General features: G+C 66.7%; 18 protein-coding genes, 1 tRNA gene and 4 pseudogenes. 12 read left to right on the forward strand and 11 right to left on the reverse strand.

What is annotated here, in order from left to right:
• The first annotated feature begins 6 nt into the window (after positions 1-6).
• A complete protein-coding gene (locus tag LRS03_RS03870; RefSeq protein ID WP_257823950.1) occupies positions 7-1,842 on the forward strand; it encodes a type IV pilus assembly protein FimV in 1,836 nt (611 codons plus the stop codon).
• An 8-nt stretch (positions 1,843-1,850) separates the two neighbouring features.
• On the opposite strand, the gene LRS03_RS03875 is transcribed toward LRS03_RS03870, so the two are convergent.
• From LRS03_RS03875 to lptF, 5 genes are all read right to left on the reverse strand, one after another.
• A complete protein-coding gene (locus LRS03_RS03875) occupies positions 1,851-3,026 on the reverse strand; it encodes a pyridoxal phosphate-dependent aminotransferase (protein WP_257823951.1) in 1,176 nt (391 codons plus the stop codon).
• An 8-nt stretch (positions 3,027-3,034) separates the two neighbouring features.
• A complete protein-coding gene (locus LRS03_RS03880) occupies positions 3,035-3,994 on the reverse strand; it encodes a CysB family HTH-type transcriptional regulator (protein ID WP_257823952.1) in 960 nt (319 codons plus the stop codon).
• A gap of 47 nt (positions 3,995-4,041) precedes the next feature.
• Positions 4,042-4,413 carry a sirohydrochlorin chelatase gene (locus LRS03_RS03885; RefSeq protein ID WP_257823953.1) on the reverse strand — a complete coding sequence of 124 codons (372 nt, stop codon included), beginning with the start codon at positions 4,411-4,413 and terminating at the stop codon, positions 4,042-4,044.
• Positions 4,410-5,522 (reverse strand): LPS export ABC transporter permease LptG, encoded by a 1,113-nt coding sequence (lptG, locus tag LRS03_RS03890; RefSeq protein ID WP_257823954.1) that lies wholly within the window; start codon positions 5,520-5,522, stop codon positions 4,410-4,412. Before lptG ends, LRS03_RS03885 begins: the two co-directional genes overlap by 4 nt.
• A 110-nt stretch (positions 5,523-5,632) precedes the next feature.
• On the reverse strand, positions 5,633-6,730 hold the full coding sequence (gene lptF, locus LRS03_RS03895; protein ID WP_257823955.1) for an LPS export ABC transporter permease LptF: 1,098 nt from the start codon (positions 6,728-6,730) through the stop codon (positions 5,633-5,635).
• Positions 6,731-6,759: 29 nt separating this feature from the next.
• Here lptF and LRS03_RS03900 point away from each other — a divergent pair.
• From LRS03_RS03900 to LRS03_RS03915, 4 genes and pseudogenes are all read left to right on the forward strand, one after another.
• Positions 6,760-8,218, forward strand: a pseudogene (locus LRS03_RS03900) (leucyl aminopeptidase).
• Positions 8,219-8,242: 24 nt separating this feature from the next.
• Positions 8,243-8,686 carry a DNA polymerase III subunit chi gene (locus LRS03_RS03905; RefSeq protein WP_257823956.1) on the forward strand — a complete coding sequence of 148 codons (444 nt, stop codon included), beginning with the start codon at positions 8,243-8,245 and terminating at the stop codon, positions 8,684-8,686.
• Positions 8,683-9,135, forward strand: a complete 453-nt coding sequence (locus tag LRS03_RS03910) for a hypothetical protein (RefSeq protein WP_257823957.1) — start codon at positions 8,683-8,685, stop codon at positions 9,133-9,135. Before LRS03_RS03905 ends, LRS03_RS03910 begins: the two co-directional genes overlap by 4 nt.
• Positions 9,136-9,259: 124 nt before the next feature.
• Entirely contained in the window at positions 9,260-10,471 is a 1,212-nt protein-coding gene (locus tag LRS03_RS03915) for a branched-chain amino acid ABC transporter substrate-binding protein (protein WP_257823958.1), read from the forward strand.
• A 61-nt stretch (positions 10,472-10,532) separates the two neighbouring features.
• Here the strand turns inward: LRS03_RS03915 and LRS03_RS03920 are convergent, their stop codons facing one another.
• The 4 genes from LRS03_RS03920 to LRS03_RS03935 form a co-directional block, all read right to left on the reverse strand.
• Positions 10,533-11,228, reverse strand: coding sequence for a class I SAM-dependent methyltransferase (locus LRS03_RS03920; protein WP_257823959.1), 696 nt, complete (start codon positions 11,226-11,228; stop codon positions 10,533-10,535).
• Between the two features lie 207 nt (positions 11,229-11,435).
• Positions 11,436-11,526: transfer RNA gene (locus tag LRS03_RS03925), tRNA-Ser, on the reverse strand.
• 23 nt (positions 11,527-11,549) lie between these two features.
• Positions 11,550-12,461, reverse strand: coding sequence for an SPFH domain-containing protein (locus LRS03_RS03930; protein WP_257823960.1), 912 nt, complete (start codon positions 12,459-12,461; stop codon positions 11,550-11,552).
• A 24-nt stretch (positions 12,462-12,485) separates the two neighbouring features.
• Positions 12,486-12,926: an NfeD family protein gene (locus LRS03_RS03935; protein WP_257823961.1), complete on the reverse strand. Its 441-nt coding sequence runs from the start codon at positions 12,924-12,926 to the stop codon at positions 12,486-12,488.
• A gap of 96 nt (positions 12,927-13,022) precedes the next feature.
• On the opposite strand from LRS03_RS03935, the pseudogene LRS03_RS26740 reads away from it, so the two are divergent.
• Positions 13,023-13,565, forward strand: a pseudogene (locus tag LRS03_RS26740) (Orn/Lys/Arg decarboxylase N-terminal domain-containing protein); the annotation flags it as partial.
• Here LRS03_RS26740 and LRS03_RS26745 read toward each other — a convergent pair.
• Positions 13,542-13,691 (reverse strand): annotated as a pseudogene (locus LRS03_RS26745) (hypothetical protein); the annotation flags it as partial. The pseudogenes LRS03_RS26740 and LRS03_RS26745 sit on opposite strands and share 24 nt — an antisense overlap.
• On the opposite strand from LRS03_RS26745, the gene LRS03_RS03940 reads away from it, so the two are divergent.
• Together LRS03_RS03940 and glk are read left to right on the forward strand one after the other, a co-directional pair.
• Positions 13,618-15,285, forward strand: a complete 1,668-nt coding sequence (locus LRS03_RS03940; RefSeq protein WP_374684991.1) for an Orn/Lys/Arg family decarboxylase — start codon at positions 13,618-13,620, stop codon at positions 15,283-15,285. The pseudogene LRS03_RS26745 and the gene LRS03_RS03940 sit on opposite strands and share 74 nt — an antisense overlap.
• A pseudogene (gene glk, locus LRS03_RS03945) lies at positions 15,278-16,179 on the forward strand (glucokinase); the annotation flags it as partial. The gene LRS03_RS03940 and the pseudogene glk, both read left to right, overlap by 8 nt.
• A gap of 69 nt (positions 16,180-16,248) precedes the next feature.
• Here the strand turns inward: glk and fabI are convergent.
• Entirely contained in the window at positions 16,249-17,037 is a 789-nt protein-coding gene (gene fabI, locus LRS03_RS03950) for an enoyl-ACP reductase FabI (protein WP_257823962.1), read from the reverse strand.
• A 255-nt stretch (positions 17,038-17,292) separates the two neighbouring features.
• On the opposite strand from fabI, the gene rimP reads away from it, so the two are divergent.
• The 4 genes from rimP to rbfA all read left to right on the forward strand — a co-directional run bounded on the left by rimP (position 17,293) and on the right by rbfA (position 22,652).
• Positions 17,293-17,835 carry a ribosome maturation factor RimP gene (rimP, locus tag LRS03_RS03955; protein WP_257823963.1) on the forward strand — a complete coding sequence of 181 codons (543 nt, stop codon included), beginning with the start codon at positions 17,293-17,295 and terminating at the stop codon, positions 17,833-17,835.
• Positions 17,832-19,310, forward strand: coding sequence for a transcription termination factor NusA (gene nusA, locus LRS03_RS03960; protein WP_257823964.1), 1,479 nt, complete (start codon positions 17,832-17,834; stop codon positions 19,308-19,310). Before rimP ends, nusA begins: the two co-directional genes overlap by 4 nt.
• A gap of 64 nt (positions 19,311-19,374) precedes the next feature.
• Positions 19,375-22,215, forward strand: a complete 2,841-nt coding sequence (infB, locus tag LRS03_RS03965) for a translation initiation factor IF-2 (protein WP_257823965.1) — start codon at positions 19,375-19,377, stop codon at positions 22,213-22,215.
• 71 nt (positions 22,216-22,286) lie between these two features.
• Positions 22,287-22,652, forward strand: coding sequence for a 30S ribosome-binding factor RbfA (rbfA, locus tag LRS03_RS03970; protein ID WP_257823966.1), 366 nt, complete (start codon positions 22,287-22,289; stop codon positions 22,650-22,652).

The following is a 22,652-nucleotide window of genomic DNA, read 5'->3' on the forward strand; positions in this document are numbered from 1 at the left end:
TCTCGAATGGAGAGATTTTTCACCTCGCTCGCACTGATGCTGGCCCTCGGGCTGGGCACGGATGCCGCGACGGCGCTGGGGTTGGGCAGAGTGGGCCCGTCGGCCGTGCTCGGCCAGCCGCTCAACTTCACGGTGGTGGTGCGCCTCGATGCAGGCGAAACCATCGAATCCCGATGCGTCAAGGCCGAAGTGAACTTCGGCGACCGCGTGCTGCCCGACAACGTGGTGCGTGTGCGCATGGAAACGGCTGCGGCGAGCGGCGAGCGACGCGTCCGCGTGACGACCACCGTGGTGGTCGATGAGCCGGTGGTCGCAGTCCGTCTACAACTCGGTTGCCCGTCGAGCCTGTCGCGCGAGTTCACCCTGCTGGCCGATCCGCCCGGGTCGGCCGCTGTGGGTGCAGCGTCTCAGGACGGCTGGCAGGCCGACCGCGCCGAGACCGCGGTCTCGCAGGTGCTCTCGGCCGTGCCGCCCGCCGCGCAGGCGTCCACCCCTGCTGACACGACTGCGCGGGTGCGCAGGCCGCGCGGCGAATCGCAGCCGCCAACGTCATCCGATCGTGGCCTGGCCGCGGCCGACTCGGCGCCGGCGCGCGCCGGCAACCGGCCGCGAGCCCAGGCGCCGGCCGCCAGGGCTCGTGGGCCGGTGCTGCGCCTGGACCCTGTCGAGGCTGACGCCCTGATCCTGCCGCAGCTGCAGATGGAAACGCGGCTGAGCATGCCGCCCGAAACGGGAGCCTCTGGTGCCGCAGCACGCTACGTCGACCCTGAGACAGCACAGCGGCGCGAAGAACAGGAGCGCCTGAAGGCGATGGAGGCGGCGCTGCTGAAACTGCGGACTGACAGCGAGGCCACGCAGAAGTCGCTTGAGCAGATGCAGGCGCGCGTGCGCGCAGCCGAAGCCAGCCGCTATGCCAACCCCTTGGTCTATCTGCTCGTGTTTCTGTGTCTGCTGTTGACGGCGGCGCTGGTGGCAATGGGGTGGCTGCGCCGCCGTGACCGCGCGGCAGCCGCATGGTGGGCCGAACAACCGGCGGGCACCGGCGCAGCGCCTGCGCCCCTCGGCGGCATGCTCGATGACCCGCAGGCGGCCGGGCCTTCGGGGGCGGTCTCGTCGCCGTCGCCATTGCCGGCGCCCGCGCCCTCGGCTGCCGTCGCCCCGCCTGCACCTGCCGCCCTGGGACCGGTGCGCGCAGCGGAGCCCGAGGCGGTGGTCGAGCCGCGCCGGCCGATGTCGGCCGAAGAGCTGATCGACCTCGAGCAACAGGCCGAATTCTTCGTCGTGCTGGGCCAGGACGAGGCCGCGATCGACCTGCTGATGGGGCATGTGCGCAGCACCGGCGGCGTGAGCCCGTTGCCCTATTTGAAGCTGCTCGAGATCTACCGCCGCAGCGGCGAGCGCGAGCCCTACGACCGCATCCGCGAGCGATTCAACCGCCGCTTCAATGCCTATGCGCCCGAGTGGGACGTCGATCCCGAAGCCGGCCTCAGCCTCGAAGGCTACCCCGAGGTGATGCAGAGCCTGCAGGATGTCTGGAACCGGCCCTCGCAGGCAATGGAGCTGCTCGACACGGCGCTCTTCCGCCGCGACGCGGGCCCGACGTTCGACGTGCCGGCCTACCGCGAGCTGCTGTTTCTCTACAGCACTGCCCGCGACCTCGCCGAGCGCGCCGGCGACGTCGAAGGAGTGGACCTGCTGCTGCCGATCGGCGACGAACCCGCCTCGACGATGACCAGCGTGCCGGCCTCGCCCGAGCCCTTGGCGCCTGCGGCCAGCTTCTCGCTCGACCTCGATGTCTCGACCGATCAGCCACCGTTGCGGCTGAACGAGTCTCGAGGTTAAAGACGGGCTCAAGAAGAAAAACGGTTCTTGAGCCGCTCCAGCGCGAGCATCAAGGTCTCGTCTTTCTTGGCGAAGCAGAAGCGGGCCAGCTTCTGCTCGAAGCCCCCGGGGTAGAAGGCCGACAGCGGGATCGCCGCCACGCCCACCTCGGTCGTGAGCCAGCGGCAGAAGTCTTCTTCGCTCAGATCGCTCACCTCGGAGTAGTCCACGCTCTGGAAATAGCTGCCGGTGGTGGGCAGCAGCTTGAGCCTGGTCGTGGCCAGCCCCTCGCGAAAGAGATCGCGCTTGCGCTGATAGAAGGCGGCGAGCTGCTCATAGGGTGCGGAGTCGGCCATGTAGTCGGCGAGGCCGTGCTGCACCGGCGTATTGACGGTGAAGACGTTGAACTGGTGCACCTTGCGGAACTCCGTCATCAGCGGCGCGGGGGCGGCCACGTAGCCCACCTTCCAGCCGGTCACGTGATAGGTCTTGCCGAAGCTCGACACCACGAAGCTGCGCGCGGCCAGCTCGGGGCTGCGCGAGACGCTTTCGTGCTGCGCGCCGTCGAACACCATGTGCTCATACACCTCGTCGGCGATCACGAGGATGTTCGTCGGACGCAGCAGTTCGGCGAGGCGCTCCATGTCCTCGGCCGACCAGACGGTGGCGCTCGGGTTGTGCGGCGTGTTGACGAGGATGGCGCGCGTGCGGGGTGTGATGGCGGCCGCAATGCGATCGAAGTCGGGCCGGAAGCTGCGCGGCGTGAGCGGTACATGCACCGCTCGGCCGCCGGCGAGTTCGATGTTAGGCTCGTAGCTGTCGTAGCACGGGTCGAGCACGATCACCTCGTCGCCCGGGTGAACCACCGCGAGGATCGCGGTGAGGATGGCCTGGGTCGCACCCGCGGTGATGGTGATCTCGTTGACCGGGTCGTAGGCGTGCCCGTAAAGGCGCGTGATCTTCTGCGCCACGGCTTCGCGCAGCGGCAGCACGCCGGCCATCGGGGGGTACTGGTTGAGGCCGCGTCGCATCGCGGCGTTCACCGCGTCGAGCAGGCGCGGGTCGCAATCGAAATCGGGGAAGCCCTGGCCGAGGTTGACGGCGTTGTGTGTCTGCGCGAGAGCCGACATCACGGTGAAGATGGTCGTGCCGACCTGCGGCAGGCGGCTCGTGATCGGGGGCGGCGCGAATCGGGTGCGGCTCATGGTCGTCGTCAGAGCTGGTAGTCGTGGGTGTCGGTGCCGCCCTCGCGGGACGACATGGCTTTGCTGATGAGCGCGCGGTTGAGCCGCTCCGACAGCATCTCGGCGAAGGCGAAGACGAAGTTGCGCAGGTAGGCGCCGCGCTTGAAGGCGACACGGGTGATGCTGCGCCCGAAGAGGTGGCCCACCTTGCGCGACACGAGGTCGCCACCGGGAGGGTCGTCGCGGACCGCGATCTCGGCCACGATGCCGATGCCCAGCCCCAGGCGCACGTAGGTCTTGATGACGTCGGCGTCGATTGCCTCCAGCACGATGTTGGGCTTGAGGTGGCGCGCTGCGAACGCCTGGTCGACACGCGTACGCCCGCTGAACGACGGGTGGTAGGTGACGATGGGCTCGCGTGCCAGGTCTTCGAGGTTCACGCGCTCGGCCTGGGCGAGCGGGTGGGTCGCCGGCATCACGACGGCATGCTGCCATTCGTAGCAGGGCAGCGAGACGAGCTCGTCCACATCGCCGATGGATTCGGTGGCGATGCCGATGTCGGCCACTTCGGACTGCAGCATCTGCGCCACCTGCGCCGGCGAGCCTTGGTGCAAGCTGATGTTGACCTTGGGAAAGCGCTTGCGCAGCTGCGCCAGTGGCTCGGGCAGGAAGTAGCGCGCCTGGCTGTGGGTGGTGGCGATGGAGAGCGTGCCGCTGTCCTGCTTGGAGAACTCTTCGCCGATGCGCTTCAGGTTGTTGACCTCGCGCATGATGATCTCGATGCTGGCCAGCACATGCTGGCCCGGCTCGGTGACGCGGCGCAGACGCTTGCCGTGGCGCGCGAAGATGTCGACGCCCAGCTCGCCCTCGAGTTCGAGAATGGCCTTGGAGATGCCGGGCTGCGAGGTGAACAGGGCCTTGGCGGTCTCGGTCAGGTTGAGATCACGCCGGACAGCTTCTTGGACAAAGCGGAACTGGTGCAGGTTCATATATCCAGAGCAGTATGTGGGCTGCCAGGATTATTCCACTCCAGGTATTAGGAGGCGAGTCGGAGGGCTGCGTCGGCCATGGCCTGGACCACGCTGTCGATCTCGCCGATGGCCGGCTGCAAGGACCACGTCACCTGCGGGTGTGCCGCCGCCAGGTCGGCGAGCAGGGCGGGGAGGTCTTTGCGGACGTGTCCGCCGGCGCCGAGGAAGAGGGGCACCACGGCCACCTGGGTGCAGCCTTGAGCGGCGAGCTGCGCGCCGGCTTCGCGCAACGCCGGGCTCATGAACTCCAGAAACGCCAGCGCCACTGGCATGTCGGGACGCCGCGCGCGCACGATGCCGGCGACCGCCTCGAAGGGCAGGGCCCAGTTCGGGTCGCGTGCGCCATGCGCGAAGAGCAGCAGGCCGGGTGAGTTCATCGGTAGCGGACGAGCCAGCTGAAAGCGGCCATCGACAAGAGCAGGTAGAGGAGGCTCGGGGTGGCGGCCACGATCCACGGCGTCCAGCCCCGCAGCAGCCCGAGGTGCTGGGCCACGTTGTTGAGCAGCACGAAGCTGATGCCGAGCATGATCCCGCCGAAGACCTTGAGGCTCACGCCGCCGGCGCGCCCGTGCAGGTAGGCAAAGGGCAGGGCGAGGCCCACCATCACCAGGCAGGCGAGCGGGTACAGCGCGCGCTTCCAGAAGCGGATCTCGTAGCGTTGCGCCGCCTGTTCGTTGTCGGCCAGGTGACCGATGTAGCGGAAGAGCTCCAGCGTCGACATCGATTTTTCGGGCAGCACGGCCGCGGCCACAACGCTGGCCGGCAGGGTGCTGGCCCATTCGTAGGTCGGGCGCTTCTCTTCGTTCACCGTGAGGTCGAAGCCCGGCGAACCGACGGCGCTCCAGTCGGTGAGGGTCACATCGGCCAGCGACCAGACGCCGTTCTGGTTGACCTTGCCGCTGGCGGCGGCCATGCGCCGCAGCAGGCGGCCGTTGGCGTCGAACTCGAAGATGCGGATGTTGGCCAGCTCGCCGCCTGATGTGGCGAGGCCGACGTTGATCGAGTAGGAGCGCTCGCCCTGCGGCGTCATGCTCTTGTCTTTCAGCCACGCGCCGGAGCCGCCAACGCTGAAGCCACCTTTGGCGCGGGTCTGCACCATGGTGGCGGCGCGTTCGCTGAGCGGCGCCAGATAGTCACCCACGACGAAGGTCAACACCGCGAAGCCCGCGCCCAGCCCGGCGAGCAACGACAGCGCACGGCCCGGCGCCAGGCCGCCGGTGCGCAGGATGGTGAACTCCGACGACTGCGCCATGCGCGACAGCGCATAGATGGTGCCGATCAGCACCGCGATCGGCACCAGCTCGTACAAGTGGCCCGGCAGCTCCAGCACCGAGTGCAGGGCGGCGTGGAACGCGGTGTAGCCCTTGCCCACGTCGGCCAGCTCGTCGACGAAGTCGATGAAGAAGAAGAGCGACAGGAATGCCAGCGCGACGAAGAACACCGACGAGGCGATGTCGCGGTACAGCAGGCGGCGGACGGTTCTCATGACAGCCCCTCGTCCGACGGGTACGTCGGCCGATCCCCCAGAGGGATGGCGGGCCGGCTTGGGAGCGGCCAGGAAGCTCGGCCCGCGAGCGGCAGTTGACATCGGCGGTCTCATGCGGTGACCGTCTTCCGTGCGGGCCGCAGTTGCAGGTGCGTGCCATGGTCGCGCCACCAGATCAGCGCAAGCGCTGCCAGGAAGGCGCCGCCGTGGATCAACGCCAATGCCGCACCCATCTCCAGCTTGCCGCTGGACACCCAGGCCTTGGTCAGGTTGATGAGGTTGTAATAGACGACGAAGGCCAGCAGCGCGAAGAGCAGGTTCCAGTTGCTCGCGCGGCGGGGCGAGGTGGCCGACAGGCCGATGCCCAGCAGCAGCAGGTTGCCTGCGCCGAGCGCCAGGCCGAGCCGCCAGGCCAGCTCGCCGCGGCCGGCGGCATCGGCGTCGCGCACGAGGTCGACACTGCGTTGCGCCTTGGGTGGAAGCTTCTCCACGCTGCTCAGCGCCTTTTCGCCGGCCTGCACGCGGTAGGTCTCGAAGCGCGCGGCCGTCTTCTCGTTGGTCTTCAGGTTCTGCTCGCTGCGCTGGCCCTGGTCGAGCACCAGGAAGTTCGCCTCGGGTGTGTTTTCGATGCGGCCGCTGCGCGCCGAGGTGACCGACTCGCTGTCGCCGCTGCGCGCGAGGATGAAGACGTTGCGCGCATCGCGGCCGTTGTCGGTGGAGCGCTCGATGAAGAACACACGCTGCCCATCGCGCGAGGTCTGGAACTGGCCTGGTGCCACGCGAGAGAGGTCGGAGCGCTGCTCGAACCGCTCACGCATGTCGTTGCTCTGCTGGTTGACCCAGGGCCACACGAAGAGCACCAGCAGCGCCACCACCAGCAAGACCGGCCAGCTCACGCGCAGCACCGGCCGCACGAAGCGCGACAGGCCCACGCCGCTGGCGAACCAGATCGCCATTTCGCTGTCTCGGTACATGCGCCCGAGCGTCGCCACGACCGAGATGAAAAGCGACAAGGCGAGCATCGTCGGCAGGTGCGCGAGCGCGAAATAGCCGAGCAGCAGCACCACGTCTTGCGGCGAGATGCGGCCCACCGCGGCCTGCCCGAGCGTGCGGATCAGCATCATCGTGACCACGATGGTGAGGATCACCACGAGCGTCGCGCCGAACGAGCGCGAGAGGTCTCGCCGCAGAGAGGAATCGAATAACATCGTTGGATCTTTTCAGGGGCCGCCGCATTATGGACTTTCGACATCAGATCGCCGCGCCTGCGGCCTTGTCCACCATCGCTGCTGATGCTTTGCTGCTGGTGGTCGTGGGCGAGGCGGTCGATGCGACGCTCGATGCCAAGCTCGCATCGCCGCTGAACGATGCGCTCGCACACCACGACTGGAAGCTCAAGTCCGGCACCAAGCTCTACCTGCACCGGCCCGCCGGTGTGAAGGCTGCGCGTGTGCTCGCGGTGGCCGCAGGCAAGGGTGGCGTGAAGGAGTTCAAGTCGGCGGTAGCCGCAGGCGTGGGCCAGATCAAGGGCCTTGGCGCGCACCATGTGGCCGTCGCGCTGGTGGGGGGCGGAGCTGGACGACGCACACGCCGAAGCCGCCGCCACCGCCGCGGCCGACGCCCTCTACCAATACCGGGACACCAAGCCCAGCGCACCGGCCGCGTCGCCGCTCGACAAGCTCACGCTCGTGTGCACCAAGGCGCAGGCCAAGGCCGTGCAGGCCGGCCTGCAGCGCGGCCAGGCCATCGCCGCCGGCGTGACGTTCGCGCGCAACCTCGGCAACCGCCCGGCCAACCACTGCACGCCGACCTACCTGGCCGACCAGGCCAAGAAGCTCGGCCGCGAGCACGAACTCAAGGTCGAGGTCTTCGACCGCAAGGACCTCGAAAAGCTCGGCATGGGCTCCTTCCTTGCCGTTTCGCAGGGCTCGCACGAGCCGCCGCGTTTCATCGTCGCGCGCTACAACGGCGCGGCCAAGACACAGGCGCCGATCGTGCTGGTCGGCAAGGGCATCACCTTCGACACCGGCGGCATCTCCATCAAGCCCGCCGCCGAGATGGACGAGATGAAGTTCGACATGTGCGGTGCCGCCAGCGTGCTCGGCACGCTGCGCGCCGTGGCCGAACTCAAGCCCCGGCTCAACCTCGTCGTGATCGTGCCCACCTGCGAGAACATGCCCGATGGCCGCGCCGTCAAGCCGGGCGACGTGGTCACGAGCATGTCGGGCCAGACCATCGAGATCCTCAACACCGACGCCGAAGGCCGCCTCATCCTTTGCGATGCGCTGACCTACGCCGAGCGGTTCAAGCCCGCTGCCGTGGTCGACGTGGCCACGCTCACCGGCGCCTGCGTGATCGCGCTCGGCCACCACAACACCGGGCTCTTCTCGCCCGACGACGCGCTGGCCGACGACCTGCTGGCCGCCAGCCGCGCGTCGCTCGACCCGGCCTGGCGCATGCCGCTCGATGAGGAGTACGCCGAAGGCCTGAAGAGCAATTTCGCCGACATGGGCAACGTCGGCCCGCGTGCCGCCGGTGCGGTGACGGCGGCAATGTTCCTAAAGAAGTTCACCGACAAGTACCGCTGGGCCCACCTCGACATCGCCGGTACCGCCTGGAAGTCGGGCGCGTCCAAGGGGGCGACCGGCCGGCCGGTGCCGCTGCTGACGCACTTCGTGCTGGCCCAGGCACGCTGACGACACCCATTCCCTTGCCGTGCCGTGACCGAGGTCAGCTTCCATTTCAACGTGCCTGACCGCATGGGCTATGCGTGCCGCCTGCTGCGCAAAGCGGTGCGTCGTGGGGCCAAAGTGGTGGTCTGTGCACCAGGAGACATCCTCTCGCGGCTCGACCGTCAGCTGTGGGTTTTCGAGCCGCTCGACTTCGTGCCGCACGTGCACGCCCGCCCGGGCCAGGCGCCCGCGCCGAGGCTGCGCGACACGCCGGTCTGGCTGAGCGAGCAGGTGCGCGAGGTGCCGCACCACGACGTGCTGCTCAACATGGGCGACGAGCTGGTCGATGGCTTCGAGAGCTTTGCCCGGGTGATCGAGCTGGTGTCGCAAGACGGCGAGGACCGCCAGGCTGGCCGCGCCCGCTGGAAACACTACAGCGATCGCGGCTATGCGATCACGCGCCACGATGTGGCCCAGGAGCCACAGCCTTGAAGCCGACCGTCCCGCAACAGCCTCCGCAGCGCGTCCCGGTGCTCACCGAGGTGGTCGTACTGCCCAAGGCGCCGCCGGTGGTCGAGGTCGACGAGTTCCCACCGCTGCCGGTCGACCGGGCCTTCGCCGAGACGGCGCCCACGCCGATGGGCGGCGCGCAGCCGGCGGTGCCCCCGGTGCATGCGGCAGCGCCGCCGCCGGTCGTCACCCCGGTGCCTGTCGTGGCCGCGGGTGTCGACGAGGCGCGGGTGGTGCAGCGGGTGCTGGCCGACCTCGACAAGCAGCTCGACCTGATGTTCGAGCACCGCCTGCGCGAGTCGCTCTCGCCGGTGCTGGCCCGCATGACCGACAGCCTGGTGCGCGAGATGCGCACCCAGCTGGCTGCCAACCTGCGCGAGATGGTCGCCAGGGCGGTGTCGCTCGAACTCGACCGCCTGCAAAAGCGCTGAGCGTTAGAGCAACACTCGTATTGCTTTTTCGCCGGGATTCGAGATCATGGCGGCCTGTCTGAGACAGCAGGCATAGGCACAAGCTTTGCTCATCAGCTTTCCCAACCCTCAAGGAAACACATATATGAAGAGATCGACCTTTGCGCTCTCCGCGGTGGCCTCCATTGCCGTGGTGATGTTGGCGGCTTGCGGCAAGAAGCAAGAAGCGGCGGCTCCTGCAGCGTCGGCGTCGGCGCCGGCCTCTGCCGCCGTCGCAGCCGATTCGTCGGTGATCAAGATCGGCCACGTCGCGCCCACCAGCGGCGCCATCGCCCACCTCGGCAAGGACAACGAGTACGGCGCGCGCATGGCCATCGACGAACTCAACGCCAAGGGCGTGACGATCGGCGGCAAGAAGGTCAAGTTCGAGCTGATCGCCGAAGACGATGCAGGCGATCCCAAGCAAGGCACCGCCGCCGCCCAGAAGCTGGTCGACTCCAAGGTCAACGGCGTGGTCGGCCACCTGAACTCGGGCACCTCGATCCCGGCCTCCAAGATCTACAGCGACGCCGGCATCCCGCAGATCTCGCCCTCCGCGACCAACCCCAAGTTCACCCGCCAGGGCTTCAAGACCACCTTCCGCGTCGTGGCTGACGACGTGCACCTCGGTGGCACGCTCGGCAAGTACTCGGTCACCCAGCTCAAGGGCAAGTCGATCGCCGTGATCGACGACCGCACCGCCTACGGGCAGGGTGTGGCAGAAGAGTTCGAGAAGGGCGTGGCAGCTGCCGGCGGCAAGGTCGCGGCGCACGAGTTCACCACCGACAAGGCCACCGACTTCACCGCCATCCTGACCAAGGTCAAGGCGGTCAAGCCCGACGTCGTGTTCTACGGCGGCATGGACGCCGTGGCCGGCCCGATGATCCGCCAGGCCAAGCAGCTGGGCATCAAGGCCAAGTTCATGGGCGGCGACGGAATCTGCACCGGTGAGCTGCCCAAGCTGGCCGGCGGCGCGATGGCCGATGGCCAGGTGGTGTGCGCCGAGGCCGGTGGTGTCGAAGGCGAAGCCAAGGCCGGTCTCGACGAGTTCAAGACCAAGTTCAAGGCCAAGTTCAACACCGACGTCCAGATCTACGCCCCGTACGTGTACGACGCGGTGAACGTGATGGTGGCCGCGATGGTCAAGGCCGATTCGGCCGACCCCGCCAAGTACCTGCCCGAGCTGGCCAAGACGGCCGACTTCAAGGGCGTGACCGGCACCATCTCGTTCGACGAGAAGGGCGACGTCAAGAATGGCGCGCTGACGCTCTACACCTACAAGGGTGAAAAGCGCGAGCAGATCGCCGTGGTGCGCTGAGGCCTCTCAGCTCCACACGAAAAAAGGCGCCGCGAGGCGCCTTTTTTCATGCCGCGCTGGCTCAGGGCTTGCGCGCGATGAAGATGTCCTGCTCGATGTGCCACTTGCAATGGTTGGCACGCGCCCAGTCCACCAGAAAGTCGAGCGTCGGGTAGTTCGCGTACTCGGGGATGCTGGGGTCGAAGCAGCGGATGTCGTCGACCATCACCACCGTCTTGCCAAAGTTGCCGAGGTTCTGGGCCACGATGGCCAGTTCGTCGGCGATGGGCGTGTCTTGCGGGCCCTGGTAGGTGACGCCGGCGGAGTAGTGGCCATCCAGCCAGAAGCAGATGTCGCCGCTGAGCTTGGGCAGCAGCCCGGGGAAGACGGCTTCGCTGATGCCGTTGATGATCTCGACGTTGGCCGTCGTCGCGAACTTGTTGCGGGCGGCTGCGAAGAGCGACGGTTCGGGTTCGATGCTGTAGACCATCTTGGCGACCTTCGATAGCACGTTCGTGGTGTCGCCGAGGTACGTGCCGGTCTCGACCCAGGTGCAGTCCGGCAACCCGTTGCGCAGCAGCACCGTCTGCTTGATGAAGTGTGGGCTGGGCGCGCTGAACTGGCGCTTTTCCCAGGCGGCCACTTCGTCGAAGCGCGCGTTGCCGGGGCCCTTGCCCTGTGCCGTGGCGGCGACCCGCTCCACGTGCTCGGCCAGCTCGGGATGCTTGCGGATCGTGTGGTTGACGATCTCGAGAAAGGTTTGCGCGTAGTCAGACATCGGTCGGCTGCCCGTTGACGAGGATGGCGGCCAGTGTAGGGACGCGGCCCCGCCGCCAAGCGCCCAACTGAGCCCGGAAAGGATGGCAATTCCGCGCAGACAGTGGCCTGCGGCCGAGCCATGACCAGCTTCACCGCAGCGAAGAATGTCGACCGAGCTGCCGGCTGCTGAAAACGAAAAAGCCCGCTGATGCGGGCTTTGCTTGTCTGGCGGAGAGGGCGGGATTCGAACCCGCGGAGGGCTATTAACCCTCACACGCTTTCCAGGCGTGCGACTTAAACCGCTCATCCACCTCTCCGGAAGCGGCGGATTCTAGCCGACTCAAGTGGGGGTCTTCTGCTTGATGAGCGCCATCGACGTCGAGATGAGCGCGGCCACCTCGCTCATGTTGCCCGGCACGATCATGGTGTTGTTCTTCTGCGCGAGCTGGGCAAACGCTTCGACCGCTTTCTCAGCCACCTTGAGCTGCACCGCCTGCTCGCCACCGGGCGATTGAATGGCCTGGGCCACCTTGCGGATGGCCTCGGCCGTCGCGTCGGCCACGGCCACGATCGCAGAGGCCTCGCCCTGGGCCTGGTTGATGTCGGCCTGGCGCTGGCCCTCGGATCGGGCGATGAAGGCTTCGCGCTCGCCGGTCGCGATGTTGATCTGCTCCTGCTTGCGGCCTTCCGAGGCGGCGATGAGTGCGCGCTTCTCGCGTTCGGCGGTGATCTGCGCCTGCATCGCGCGCAGGATCTCCGCCGGCGGCGTCAGGTCCTTGATCTCGTAGCGCAGCACCTTCACGCCCCAGTTGGCGGCGGCTTCGTCGAGCGCGTTGACGACCGAGGAGTTGATGGCGTCGCGCTCCTCGAAGGTCTTGTCGAGCTCCATCTTGCCGATCACCGAGCGCAGAAGCGTCTGCGCAAGCTGCGTGATCGCCATGATGTAGTTGCTCGACCCATAGCTCGCGCGCATGGGGTCGGTGACCTGGAAGTAGATGATCCCGTCGACCTGCAGCTGCGTGTTGTCGCGTGTGATGCAGACCTGGCTGGGCACGTCGAGCGGAACCTCCTTCAGCGAGTGCTTGTAGGCCACCCGCTCGATGAAGGGCACGACGAACTTCAGGCCCGGCGTGAGCGTGCGGTCGTACTTGCCCAGGCGCTCGACCACCCAGGCGTGCTGCTGCGGCACGATCTTGAAGGTGCGGGCGACGAAGATGACCGCGATGACCGCGATGATGAGTGCGATTTCCATGGGTGCGCTTTCAGTGGAGAGCCATCAGGAGGATGAAGCTGGGGCGAGCACCAGCCAGTTGCCTTCGACGGCTTTGACCAGGTGGGGGCCGGCGAGGGCAGGGCTGTCGGGCACGAGGCGGGCGGTCCACATCGTGCCGCGGTAGTTGACGCGGGCGGTGCGGTCGGGGCCCCAGGTGTCGACCTGCACGCGCTCGCCGATGTCGAGGTTGACGTCGCGGTTCTCCCGCGCCGGGGCAGAGGTGGGCTGCTTCATGCGCCGCCAGTGCCACAGCGCGGTGGCGCCGCCGCCGACCATGGCCGCCAGCGCGATCTGCAGGCTGAGCGACAAGCCGAGGTGCGCCGACACCGCGCCGGCGGCCAGACCCAGGGCAATCATCAACAGATAGAAGGTGCCGGTGGTCAGCTCGGCGGCCACGGCCACACCGGCCAACACCCACCAGAACGTCGCCGTTGAAAGGTCCATTCCTCCTCCATGCAGGTTGTTGACGGGGCAGTGTATTCCCGTCGCATCCTGGTTCTACACTTCGCGCTTTTCCAAGTTGCCTGCCCCGGGGTTGCCATGCTGCGCTTTCGTTTTCCCATCGTGATCATCGACGAGGACTACCGTTCCGAGAACACCTCGGGGCTGGGCATCCGCGCGCTGGCCCAGGCCATCGAGAAAGAAGGCTTCGAGGTGCTGGGCGCCACGAGCTACGGCGACCTGTCGCAGTTCGCCCAGCAGCAGAGCCGGGCGAGCGCCTTCATCCTGTCGATCGACGACGAAGAGTTCACCGAGGGCCCCGACCTCGACCCCGCGGTGCTCAACCTGCGCAAGTTCATCACAGAGATCCGCTTCAAGAACGCCGAGATCCCGATCTACCTCTACGGCGAGACGCGCACCTCGCAGCACCTGCCCAACGACGTGCTGCGCGAACTGCACGGCTTCATCCACATGTTCGAGGACACGCCGGAGTTCGTGGCGCGCCACATCATCCGCGAGGCCAAGTCGTACCTCGACGGGTTGGCACCGCCCTTCTTTCGCGCACTGGTCGACTACGCGCAGGACGGCTCGTACTCCTGGCATTGCCCGGGCCACTCGGGCGGCGTGGCGTTTCTCAAGAGCCCTGTCGGCCAGATGTTCCACCAGTTCTTCGGCGAGAACATGCTGCGCGCCGATGTGTGCAACAGCGTCGACGAGACTCGGCCAGCTGCTCGACCACACGGGGCCGATCGCGGCCTCCGAGCGCAATGCGGCGCGCATCTTCAACGCCGACCACTGCTTCTTCGTGACCAACGGCACCAGCACCAGCAACAAGATGGTGTGGCACCACGCGGTGGCACCGGGTGACGTGGTGGTGGTCGACCGCAACTGCCACAAGTCCATCCTGCACGCGATCATCATGACGGGCGCGGTGCCGGTGTTCCTGCGGCCCACGCGCAACCACTACGGGATCATCGGCCCGATCCCCGAGGCCGAGTTCTCGAAGGAAGCCATCCAGCAGAAGATCGCCGCCAACCCGTTGCTTGCGGGGGTGGACCCGAAGAAGGTCAAGCCGCGCATCCTCACGCTCACGCAAAGCACCTACGACGGCGTGCTCTACAACACCGAGACCATCAAGCATTCGCTCGACGGCTACATCGACACGCTGCACTTCGACGAGGCCTGGCTGCCGCACGCGGCCTTCCACCCGTTCTACAGCTACTACCACGCGATGGGCCGTTACCGCCAGCGGCCCAAGGACCAGCTCGTCTTCGCCACCCAGTCGACGCACAAGCTGCTCGCCGGAATCAGCCAGGCCTCGCAGGTGCTCGTGCAGGACTCGCAGACGCGCAAGCTCAACCGGCACCTCTTCAACGAGGCGTACCTGATGCACAGCTCCACGAGCCCGCAGTACGCGATCATCGCCAGCTGCGACGTGGCCGCGGCGATGATGGAAGCGCCGGGTGGCCACGCGCTGGTGGAAGAGAGCATCCAGGAGTCGCTCGATTTCCGCCGCGCGATGCGCAAGGTCGACAAGGAGTACGGCAAGGACTGGTGGTTCAAGGTCTGGGGGCCGGACAAGCTCGCCACATCGGGCGTCGGCACCAGCTCCGACTGGATGCTCAAGGCCGGTGAGAAGTGGCATGGCTTCGGCGATCTGGCCGAAGGCTTCAACATGCTCGACCCGATCAAGTGCACCATCATCACGCCCGGGCTCGACATGTCGGGCAAGTTCGCCAAGACCGGCATCCCGGCGAGCATCGTCACCAAGTTCCTGGCCGAGCATGGCGTGGTGGTCGAGAAGACGGGCCTGTACTCGTTCTTCATCATGTTCACGATCGGCATCACCAAGGGCCGCTGGAACACGCTGCTGACCGCCTTGCAGCAGTTCAAGGACGACTACGACAAGAACGCGCCGCTGTGGCGCGTGTTGCCAGAGTTCGTGGCGCAGCACCCGCGCTACGAGCGCATGGGCCTGAAGGACCTGAGCCAGGCCATCCACGAGGCCTACGCGAAGAGCGACATCGCCCGCCTCGTGACCGAGATGTACCTGTCGGACCTGCAACCGGCCATGAAGCCGAGCGACGCTTTTGCCCGCATCGCGCACCGCCAGACCGAGCGTGTGGCGATCGACGACCTGGAAGGGCGCATCACGGCGTCGCTGGTCACGCCGTATCCGCCAGGCATTCCACTCCTGATCCCGGGCGAACGCTTCAACTCGAAGATCGTCGACTACCTGCGCTTCACCCGGTCCTTCAACGCCCAGTTCCCGGGCTTCGACACTGACGTGCACGGCCTCGTGGAAGAAGACGGTGATTCCGGGACCCATAGCTACTACGTGGATTGCGTGCGAGATGAGTGAGTTGTCCTATCCCCGCCTGCTGGGCGACGTTGGCGGAACGAATGCGCGTTTCGCCTGGCAGGCTGCCCCTGGGCAGCCGATCGAGGCGGTCTGTACCTACCCCTGCAAGGACCACGAGTCCTTGCTGGCGGCGCTGCAGCACTATCTGAAGGAGCAGGGCAAGCCGGTGCCGCATTCGTGCAGCATCGGCATTGCCACGCCGCTGGTGGGCGACGAGGTCAAGATGACCAACCACCACTGGTCGTTCTCGATCTCGGCGCTGGAGCGCTCGCTCGGCGTGAAGCGGCTGCTGGTCATCAACGACTTCACGGCGCTGGCCTTGTCGCTTCCGAGCCTGCCGGCGGAAGACTTGTTCCAGGTGGGTGGTGGCCAGCCGAACGCTGGGGCGCCAGTCGCGCTGCTCGGGCCCGGCACGGGGTTGGGTGTCTCGGGTCTCTTGCCCGCGCCGCGGGGTGGCGGCCTGGTGCCGATCATGGGCGAGGGGGGGCATGTGACGCTGTCGCCCACGAACGACCGGGAAGAGGCGGTGACCCGCGCGCTGCGCGAGCGTTTCGGCCACGCGTCTGCAGAGCGGGCCTTGTCGGGCCCCGGGCTGGTCAATCTCTACCAGGCGTTGTGCGGGCTGGACGGCGCCGATGCGCGATTGCAGACAGCGGCCGAGATCAGCGACGCGGCGGTCAACGGCAGCAACATCCAGGCGGTAGAGGCGCTGGCCCTGTTCCTCGGCATGCTGGGCACGGTGGCCGGCAACCTGGCCTTGTCGCTGGGCGCGCTGGGGGGGTGTACGTCGGTGGCGGCATCGTGCCGCGGCTTGGTGACCGCATCACGAGGTCGGGCTTTCGGGCGGCGTTCGAGCAGAAGGGGCGTTACCGCGACTACCTGGCCCCGATTCCGGTCTACGTGATCACCGCCAAGCAGTCGCCCGCGCTGCTGGGGGCGTCGCGGGCGCTGGACGAACTCTGATCAGCCGCCCGAAGAATCGCCGCCCATCACCTGGCTGAAGCCGCCGTCCACATAGGTGATCTCCGCGCTGATGCCGGCGGCGAGGTCCGACAGCAGGAAGGCCGCGGCGTTGCCCACGTCGTCAATCGTCACGTTGCGGCGGATCGGCGCGGTGGCGGCGAACTCGGCCTGCAGCTTGCCGAAATCCTTGATGCCCGAGGCGGCAAGCGTCTTGATCGGGCCTGCCGAGATGCCGTTCACCCGCACGCCCTTGTCGCCGAGGGCCTGGGCCAGGTAGCGCACGCTGGATTCCAGCGAAGCCTTCGCCAGGCCCATGGTGTTGTAGTTGGGCACGTAGCGCACGGCGCCCAGGTAGGTGAGCGTCAGCAGAGCGGCTCCGGGGCGCAGGTTCGGCAGGGCGGCCTTGGCCATTGCCGGGAAGCTGTAGGCCGAAATGTCGTGGGCGATCCGGTAGTTCTCGCGGGTCAGGCCATCGAGGAAGTTGCCGGCGATCGCCTCGCGCGGGGCGAAGCCGATCGAGTGCACGAAGCCGTCGTACTGTGGCCACGCTTCGCCCAGCTGGGCGAAGGTCGAGGCGATCTGCTCGTCGTTGCCGACGTCGCAATCGAAGACGAGCTTGGAGCCGAATTCGGCGGCGTACTCGGTCACGCGCTCCTTGAAGCGTTCACCGACGTAGCTGAATGCGAGCTCCGCGCCTTCGCGGTGGCAGGCGCGGGCAATCCCATAGGCGATCGAGCGGTTGTTGAGCACACCGGTGATCAAGAAACGTTTGCCGGCCAGGAATCCCATGCTGTCTCCGCACTGTTGAGAAAAAGTCAGGGCGCGATTCTGGCACGCAGCCAGAGGCCATCCCCCGGCCTGACCGAACCCGACAACTCCTTGGCAGTCCCGCAAAACCTGCTGACTTGACAACCTCGGGTCTTGCCGGTACCTGCAGTGCCCGCTACAATGCGCTTTTCGCAAGAAAACTGCATGGGCGGATTCTTCCAGCCCTTTTTTTTGCTTCACGCTTTTAAAGCATTTGACGCTGAACGCTGACATAAGTTGAACTGGCAAGCCGTTGTTGAAAGTACCGTGACCGGCCTGGGTTACGAAACCGTGGACTGCGAACGCAGCGCCAAGGGGCTGCTGCGTGTCTACATCGACCGCTTGGCCAACGACCCGGCTGGCGAGTTCATCGTCGTCGAAGATTGCGAGAAGGTCACCCGCCAGCTCCAGCACGTGCTGGAAGTCGAGGGTTGCTCCTACGAGCGATTGGAAGTGTCGTCGCCAGGGCTGGACAGGCCGCTGAAGAAGCAGGCGGACTACGAGCGTTTTGCCGGCCAGGAAATCGATCTGACCCTCAAGGTCGCGTTCCAGGGCCGCAAGCACTACAAGGGCACGCTCGAGGCGCTGCCCGAGGGCTGGCGCCTGGTCTTCCTCGATGGCAAGACCGAGACCGCCCTGGATTTTTCGCTCCAAGAAGTAAAGGAGGCCCGCCTGGTCCCCCAACTGGACTTCAAAGGCCGGCGTTTCCTGCCTGCCGCGCAGTCCGATGAGGGCCACCCGGCGACGGCTGATGAAGTAGACGGAGATCGCAAGCAATGAATCGTGAACTGCTGATGCTGGTGGACGCCATCTCGCGCGAAAAGAGCGTGGATCGCGAAGTCGTGTTCAACGCCGTCGAGGCGGCCCTGGCTTCGGCCAGCAAGAAGTTGCATGGCGGCGAGGTCGACATCCGCGTCACCATCGATCGCGAGAGCGGCGACTACGAGACCTTCCGCCGTTGGCACGTGGTGCCCAACGAGGCTGGCCTGCAACTGCCCGACTCTGAAATCCTGCTGTTCGAAGCGCAGGAGCAGATCCCCGACATCGAGGTCGACGACTACATCGAAGAGCCGGTTGAGTCGGTGACCATCGGCCGCATCGGTGCGCAGGCCGCCAAGCAGGTCATCCTGCAGAAGATCCGCGACGCCGAGCGGGAGCAGCTGCTGAACGATTTCCTCGCCCGCGGCGAGAAGATCTTCGTTGGCACCGTCAAGCGCCTCGACAAGGGCGACATCATCGTCGAGTCGGGTCGCGTCGAAGGGCGCCTCAAGCGCAGCGAGATGATCCCCAAGGAAAATCTCCGCTCGGGTGACCGTGTGCGTGCCTTCATCACCGGTGTCGACCCCACCCTGCGCGGCCCGCAGATCATGCTGTCGCGCAGTGCCCCCGGCTTCATGATCGAACTCTTCGGCCAGGAAGTCCCCGAGATCGAACAAGGCCTGCTCGAGATCAAGAGCTGCGCCCGCGACCCCGGCTCGCGCGCCAAGATCGCCGTGGTCTCGCACGACAAGCGGGTCGACCCCATCGGCACCTGCGTCGGTGTGCGTGGCTCGCGCGTGAACGCCGTGACCAACGAGCTTGCCGGCGAGCGTGTCGACATCGTGCTGTGGTCTGAGGACCCGGCCCAGTTCGTGATCGGCGCGCTGGCCCCGGCCAACGTGCAGTCGATCGTGGTCGATGAAGAGCGCCACGCGATGGACGTGGTGGTCGACGAGGAAAACCTCGCCATCGCCATCGGCCGCGGGGGCCAGAACGTGCGCCTCGCCTCCGAGATGACCGGGTGGCGCATCAACATCATGACGGCCGAAGAGTCGCAGGCCAAGCAGAACGAAGAGTCCGACAGCGTTCGCAAGCTCTTCGTCGAGAAGCTCGACGTCGACGCCGAAGTGGCCGACATCCTCATCGCCGAAGGTTTCAGCAGCCTGGAAGAAGTGGCCTACGTGCCCATGCAGGAAATGCTCGAGATCGAAGGCTTCGACGAAGACACCGTCAACGAGCTGCGCACCCGTGCCAAGGACGCGTTGCTCACGATGGAAATCGTGCGCGAAGAGAAGGTCGACGACGTCTCGCAGAACCTGAAAGACCTCGACGGCCTCACGCCGCAGCTCATCGCCAAGCTCGCCGATGGGGGTGTGCACACCCGCGACGACCTGGCCGATCTGGCCGTCGACGAATTGACCGACCTGACCGGAGTGGGCGAAGACCAGGCCAAGGCGCTGATCATGAAGGCGCGTGAACACTGGTTCACCACCTGATCGCCGCGACCCGACGCCCGCCCACCGAACGCAGCACCGCAAGACCCACGCAAGGAATTCCACAATGGCTGTGACCACCGTTGCCCAGTTGGCCGCCGAGCTGAACCGCTCCGCCGCGGCGCTGCTCGAGCAGCTCCAATCGGCCGGCGTCGCCAAGAAATCGACCGAGGACGCGCTGACCGAATCCGACAAGGAGCGGTTGCTCGACTTCCTGCGCACCTCGCACGGCACGGCCGGCGCCGAGCGCAAGAAGATCACGCTCACCCGCAAGTCGACGAGCGAGATCAAGCAGGCCGATGCCAGCGGCAAGGCGCGCACCATCCAGGTCGAGGTGCGCAAGAAGCGCACCTTCGTGAAGCGTGACGAGGCGGCACCCGAAGAGCCGGCGGCTCCGGTGGTGAGCGAAGAAGAACTCGCCCGCCGCCAGGCCGAAGCCGACGCTCAGGCCGAGTTGCTGCGCCGCCAGGAAGCCGAACTGGCCGAGAAGCGTCGCCTGCGCGAAGAACAGGAGCAGCGTGAGCGCGAAGCCGCCGAGCAGCGTGCCCGCGAAGCCGCGGAGGCCGCCGCCAAAGCGGCTGCCGAGGCCGCGGAGGCTGCCAAGGCGGCCGCTGCCGCCGGCAAGGCCGCGCCTGCTCCCGAGCCGGCACCGGCCCCGGTCGCCGCGGCCCCGGCCGAGCCGGCCAAGCCGGCATTGCGCGTGATCAAGGCCGCCGACGTCGTGGACGAAGAGAAGCAGCGCGCCGCCGACCTCGCCAAACGCCGCAAAGCCGCCGAAGACGAGGCACAGGCCATCCGCGCGATGATGAACGCGCCCAAGAAGGTGCTGCAGGCCAAGCCCGTCGAGGCCCCGAAGCCGGAAGCGGCCAAGGAAGGCATCAAGGGCACGATCCACAAGCCGACTGCCGCCCCGGGTGCAGCCCCCGCACCGGGTGCCGCCGCGAAGCCTGGCGACAAGAAGTCGATCAAGTCGGAAAAGCTCTCGTCGAGCTGGGCCGACGACGCCGCCAAGAAGCGCTCCGCCGTCAAGGGCCGCAACGATGCACCGGCCGGCGCCAGCGCCCGCCCGGGCTGGCGTGCGCCGCGCAGCGGCCGCCGTGGCGACCGTGGTGACTCCGCACAGTCGACTTTCGTCGCGCCGGTCGAGCAGCAGGTGCAGGAAGTGCACGTGCCCGAGACCATCAGCGTGGCCGATCTGGCCCACAAGATGTCGGTCAAGGCCTCCGAGGTCATCAAGCAGATGATGAAGCTGGGGCAGATGGTCACCATCAACCAGCAGCTCGACCAGGAGACGGCCATGATCCTCGTCGAGGAAATGGGCCACAAGGCGTTTGCCGCCAAGCTAGACGATCCCGATGCCTTCCTTGAGGACGAAGCGGTCGAAGCTCAGTACGAACAGCTGTCGCGTGCGCCGGTGGTCACCGTCATGGGTCACGTCGACCACGGCAAGACCTCGCTGCTCGACTACATCCGCCGGGCCCGTGTGGCAGCGGGTGAGGCGGGCGGGATCACGCAGCACATCGGCGCTTATCACGTCGACACGCCGCGCGGGATGATCACCTTCCTCGACACCCCGGGCCACGCGGCGTTTACCGCGATGCGTGCTCGCGGTGCCAAGGCGACTGACATCGTGATCCTGGTGGTGGCGGCCGACGACGGCGTGATGCCGCAGACCAAGGAAGCCATCCACCACGCCAAGGCGGCCGGCGTGCCGATCGTCGTGGCGATGAACAAGATCGACAAGCCTGAAGCAAACCCCGAGCGCGTGAAGAGCGAGCTCGTGGCCGAGGAAGTGGTGCCGGAAGAATTCGGAGGCGACTCGCCTTTCGTGCCCGTGTCGGCCAAGACCGGCCAGGGCATCGACGACCTGCTGGAGCAGGTGTTGCTGCAGGCCGAAGTGCTGGAACTCAAGGCCGCCAAGGACGCGCCGGCCAAGGGCCTCGTGATCGAGGCCCAGCTCGACAAGGGCCGCGGCCCCGTCGCAACCGTGCTGGTGCAGTCGGGCACGCTCAAGCGTGGCGACGTGGTGCTCGCCGGCTCGACCTACGGCCGGGTGCGCGCCATGCTCGACGAAAACGGCAAGAACGCGGCCGAAGCCGGTCCGTCGCTGCCGGTCGAGATCCAGGGCCTGACCGACGTGCCGCAAGCCGGTGACGAATTCATGGTGCTGGCCGACGAGCGCCGCGCCCGTGAAATCGCAACCTTCCGCCAGGGCAAGTACCGCGACGTGAAGCTGGCCAAGCAGCAGGCCGCCAAGCTGGAGAACATGTTCGAGAACATGGGCGAAGGCCAGGCGCAGACGCTGCCGCTCATCATCAAGGCCGACGTGCAGGGCTCGCAGGAAGCGCTGGCCCAGTCGCTGCTCAAGCTGTCGACCGCCGAAGTCAAGGTGCAGATCGTGCACGCGGCGGTGGGTGGCATCAGCGAATCCGACATCAACCTCGCGATCGCGTCGAAGGCGGTGCTCATCGGCTTCAACACGCGGGCCGATGCCGGCGCGCGCAAGCTGGCCGAGCACAACGGCGTGGACATCCGCTACTACAACATCATCTACGACGCCGTGGACGACGTGAAGGCGGCAATGACCGGCATGCTGGCGCCCGAGCAGCGCGAGGAAGTCATCGGCACGGCCGAGATCCGCACGGTGTTCGTTGCATCCAAGATCGGCACGGTGGCCGGCTCGATGGTCACCGCAGGCATCGTGCGCCGCAACGCGCGCTTCCGCCTGCTGCGCGACAACGTGGTGGTCTACACCGGTGAAGTCGAATCCGTGCGCCGCATCAAGGACGATGTGCGCGAGGTGGCAGCCGGCTTCGAGTGCGGTATCAAGCTCAAGAACTACAACGACATCAAGGAAGGCGATCAGCTCGAGTTCTTCGAGCTGAAAGAGGTGGCAAGAACGCTGTAAGGCGGATTTGCACTCGACCCGCAAACCCCGCCTTCCGACAAGGCGGGGTTTGTGCTTTCAGGAGTACCCCGATGCGACACAAACGATCCATCCCCAACCGCGGTTTCCGCATCGCCGACCAGATCCAGCGCGACCTGTCGGAGCTGATCCGCGAGCTGAAGGACCCCCGCATCGGCATGGTCACCCTGCAGGCCGTGGAGGTGTCGCCCGACTACGCTCACGCCAAGGTGTACTTTTCGGTGCTGGTTGGTGACGTGGCGGAGTGCGAAGCTGCGCTGAACGAAGCGGCAGGCTTCCTGCGCAACGGCCTTTTCAAGCGCCTGCAAATCCACACCGTGCCGACGCTGCATTTCCAGTTCGACCGGACCACGGAACGTGCTGCCGAGTTGAGCGCCTTGATCCAGCAGGCGAATTCCACACGGGCCAAGGAAGACTGA

Source organism: Rhizobacter sp. J219 (assembly GCF_024700055.1).
GTDB lineage: Bacteria > Pseudomonadota > Gammaproteobacteria > Burkholderiales > Burkholderiaceae_C > Rhizobacter.

Bases quoted from the DNA above. Each gene is read 5' to 3' on its own strand.
- LRS03_RS03870 (WP_257823950.1), top strand. From the start codon at position 7: ATGGAGAGATTTTTCACCTCGCTCGCACTGATGCTGGCCCTCGGGCTG.
- LRS03_RS03875 (WP_257823951.1), bottom strand. From the start codon at position 3,026: ATGAGCCGCACCCGATTCGCGCCGCCCCCGATCACGAGCCGCCTGCCG.
- LRS03_RS03880 (WP_257823952.1), bottom strand. From the start codon at position 3,994: ATGAACCTGCACCAGTTCCGCTTTGTCCAAGAAGCTGTCCGGCGTGAT.
- LRS03_RS03885 (WP_257823953.1), bottom strand. From the start codon at position 4,413: ATGAACTCACCCGGCCTGCTGCTCTTCGCGCATGGCGCACGCGACCCG.
- lptG (WP_257823954.1), bottom strand. From the start codon at position 5,522: ATGAGAACCGTCCGCCGCCTGCTGTACCGCGACATCGCCTCGTCGGTG.
- lptF (WP_257823955.1), bottom strand. From the start codon at position 6,730: ATGTTATTCGATTCCTCTCTGCGGCGAGACCTCTCGCGCTCGTTCGGC.
- LRS03_RS03915 (WP_257823958.1), top strand. From the start codon at position 9,260: ATGAAGAGATCGACCTTTGCGCTCTCCGCGGTGGCCTCCATTGCCGTG.
- LRS03_RS03920 (WP_257823959.1), bottom strand. From the start codon at position 11,228: ATGTCTGACTACGCGCAAACCTTTCTCGAGATCGTCAACCACACGATC.
- LRS03_RS03930 (WP_257823960.1), bottom strand. From the start codon at position 12,461: ATGGAAATCGCACTCATCATCGCGGTCATCGCGGTCATCTTCGTCGCC.
- LRS03_RS03935 (WP_257823961.1), bottom strand. From the start codon at position 12,926: ATGGACCTTTCAACGGCGACGTTCTGGTGGGTGTTGGCCGGTGTGGCC.
- LRS03_RS03940 (WP_374684991.1), top strand. From the start codon at position 13,618: ATGTGTGCAACAGCGTCGACGAGACTCGGCCAGCTGCTCGACCACACG.
- fabI (WP_257823962.1), bottom strand. From the start codon at position 17,037: ATGGGATTCCTGGCCGGCAAACGTTTCTTGATCACCGGTGTGCTCAAC.
- nusA (WP_257823964.1), top strand. From the start codon at position 17,832: ATGAATCGTGAACTGCTGATGCTGGTGGACGCCATCTCGCGCGAAAAG.
- infB (WP_257823965.1), top strand. From the start codon at position 19,375: ATGGCTGTGACCACCGTTGCCCAGTTGGCCGCCGAGCTGAACCGCTCC.
- rbfA (WP_257823966.1), top strand. From the start codon at position 22,287: ATGCGACACAAACGATCCATCCCCAACCGCGGTTTCCGCATCGCCGAC.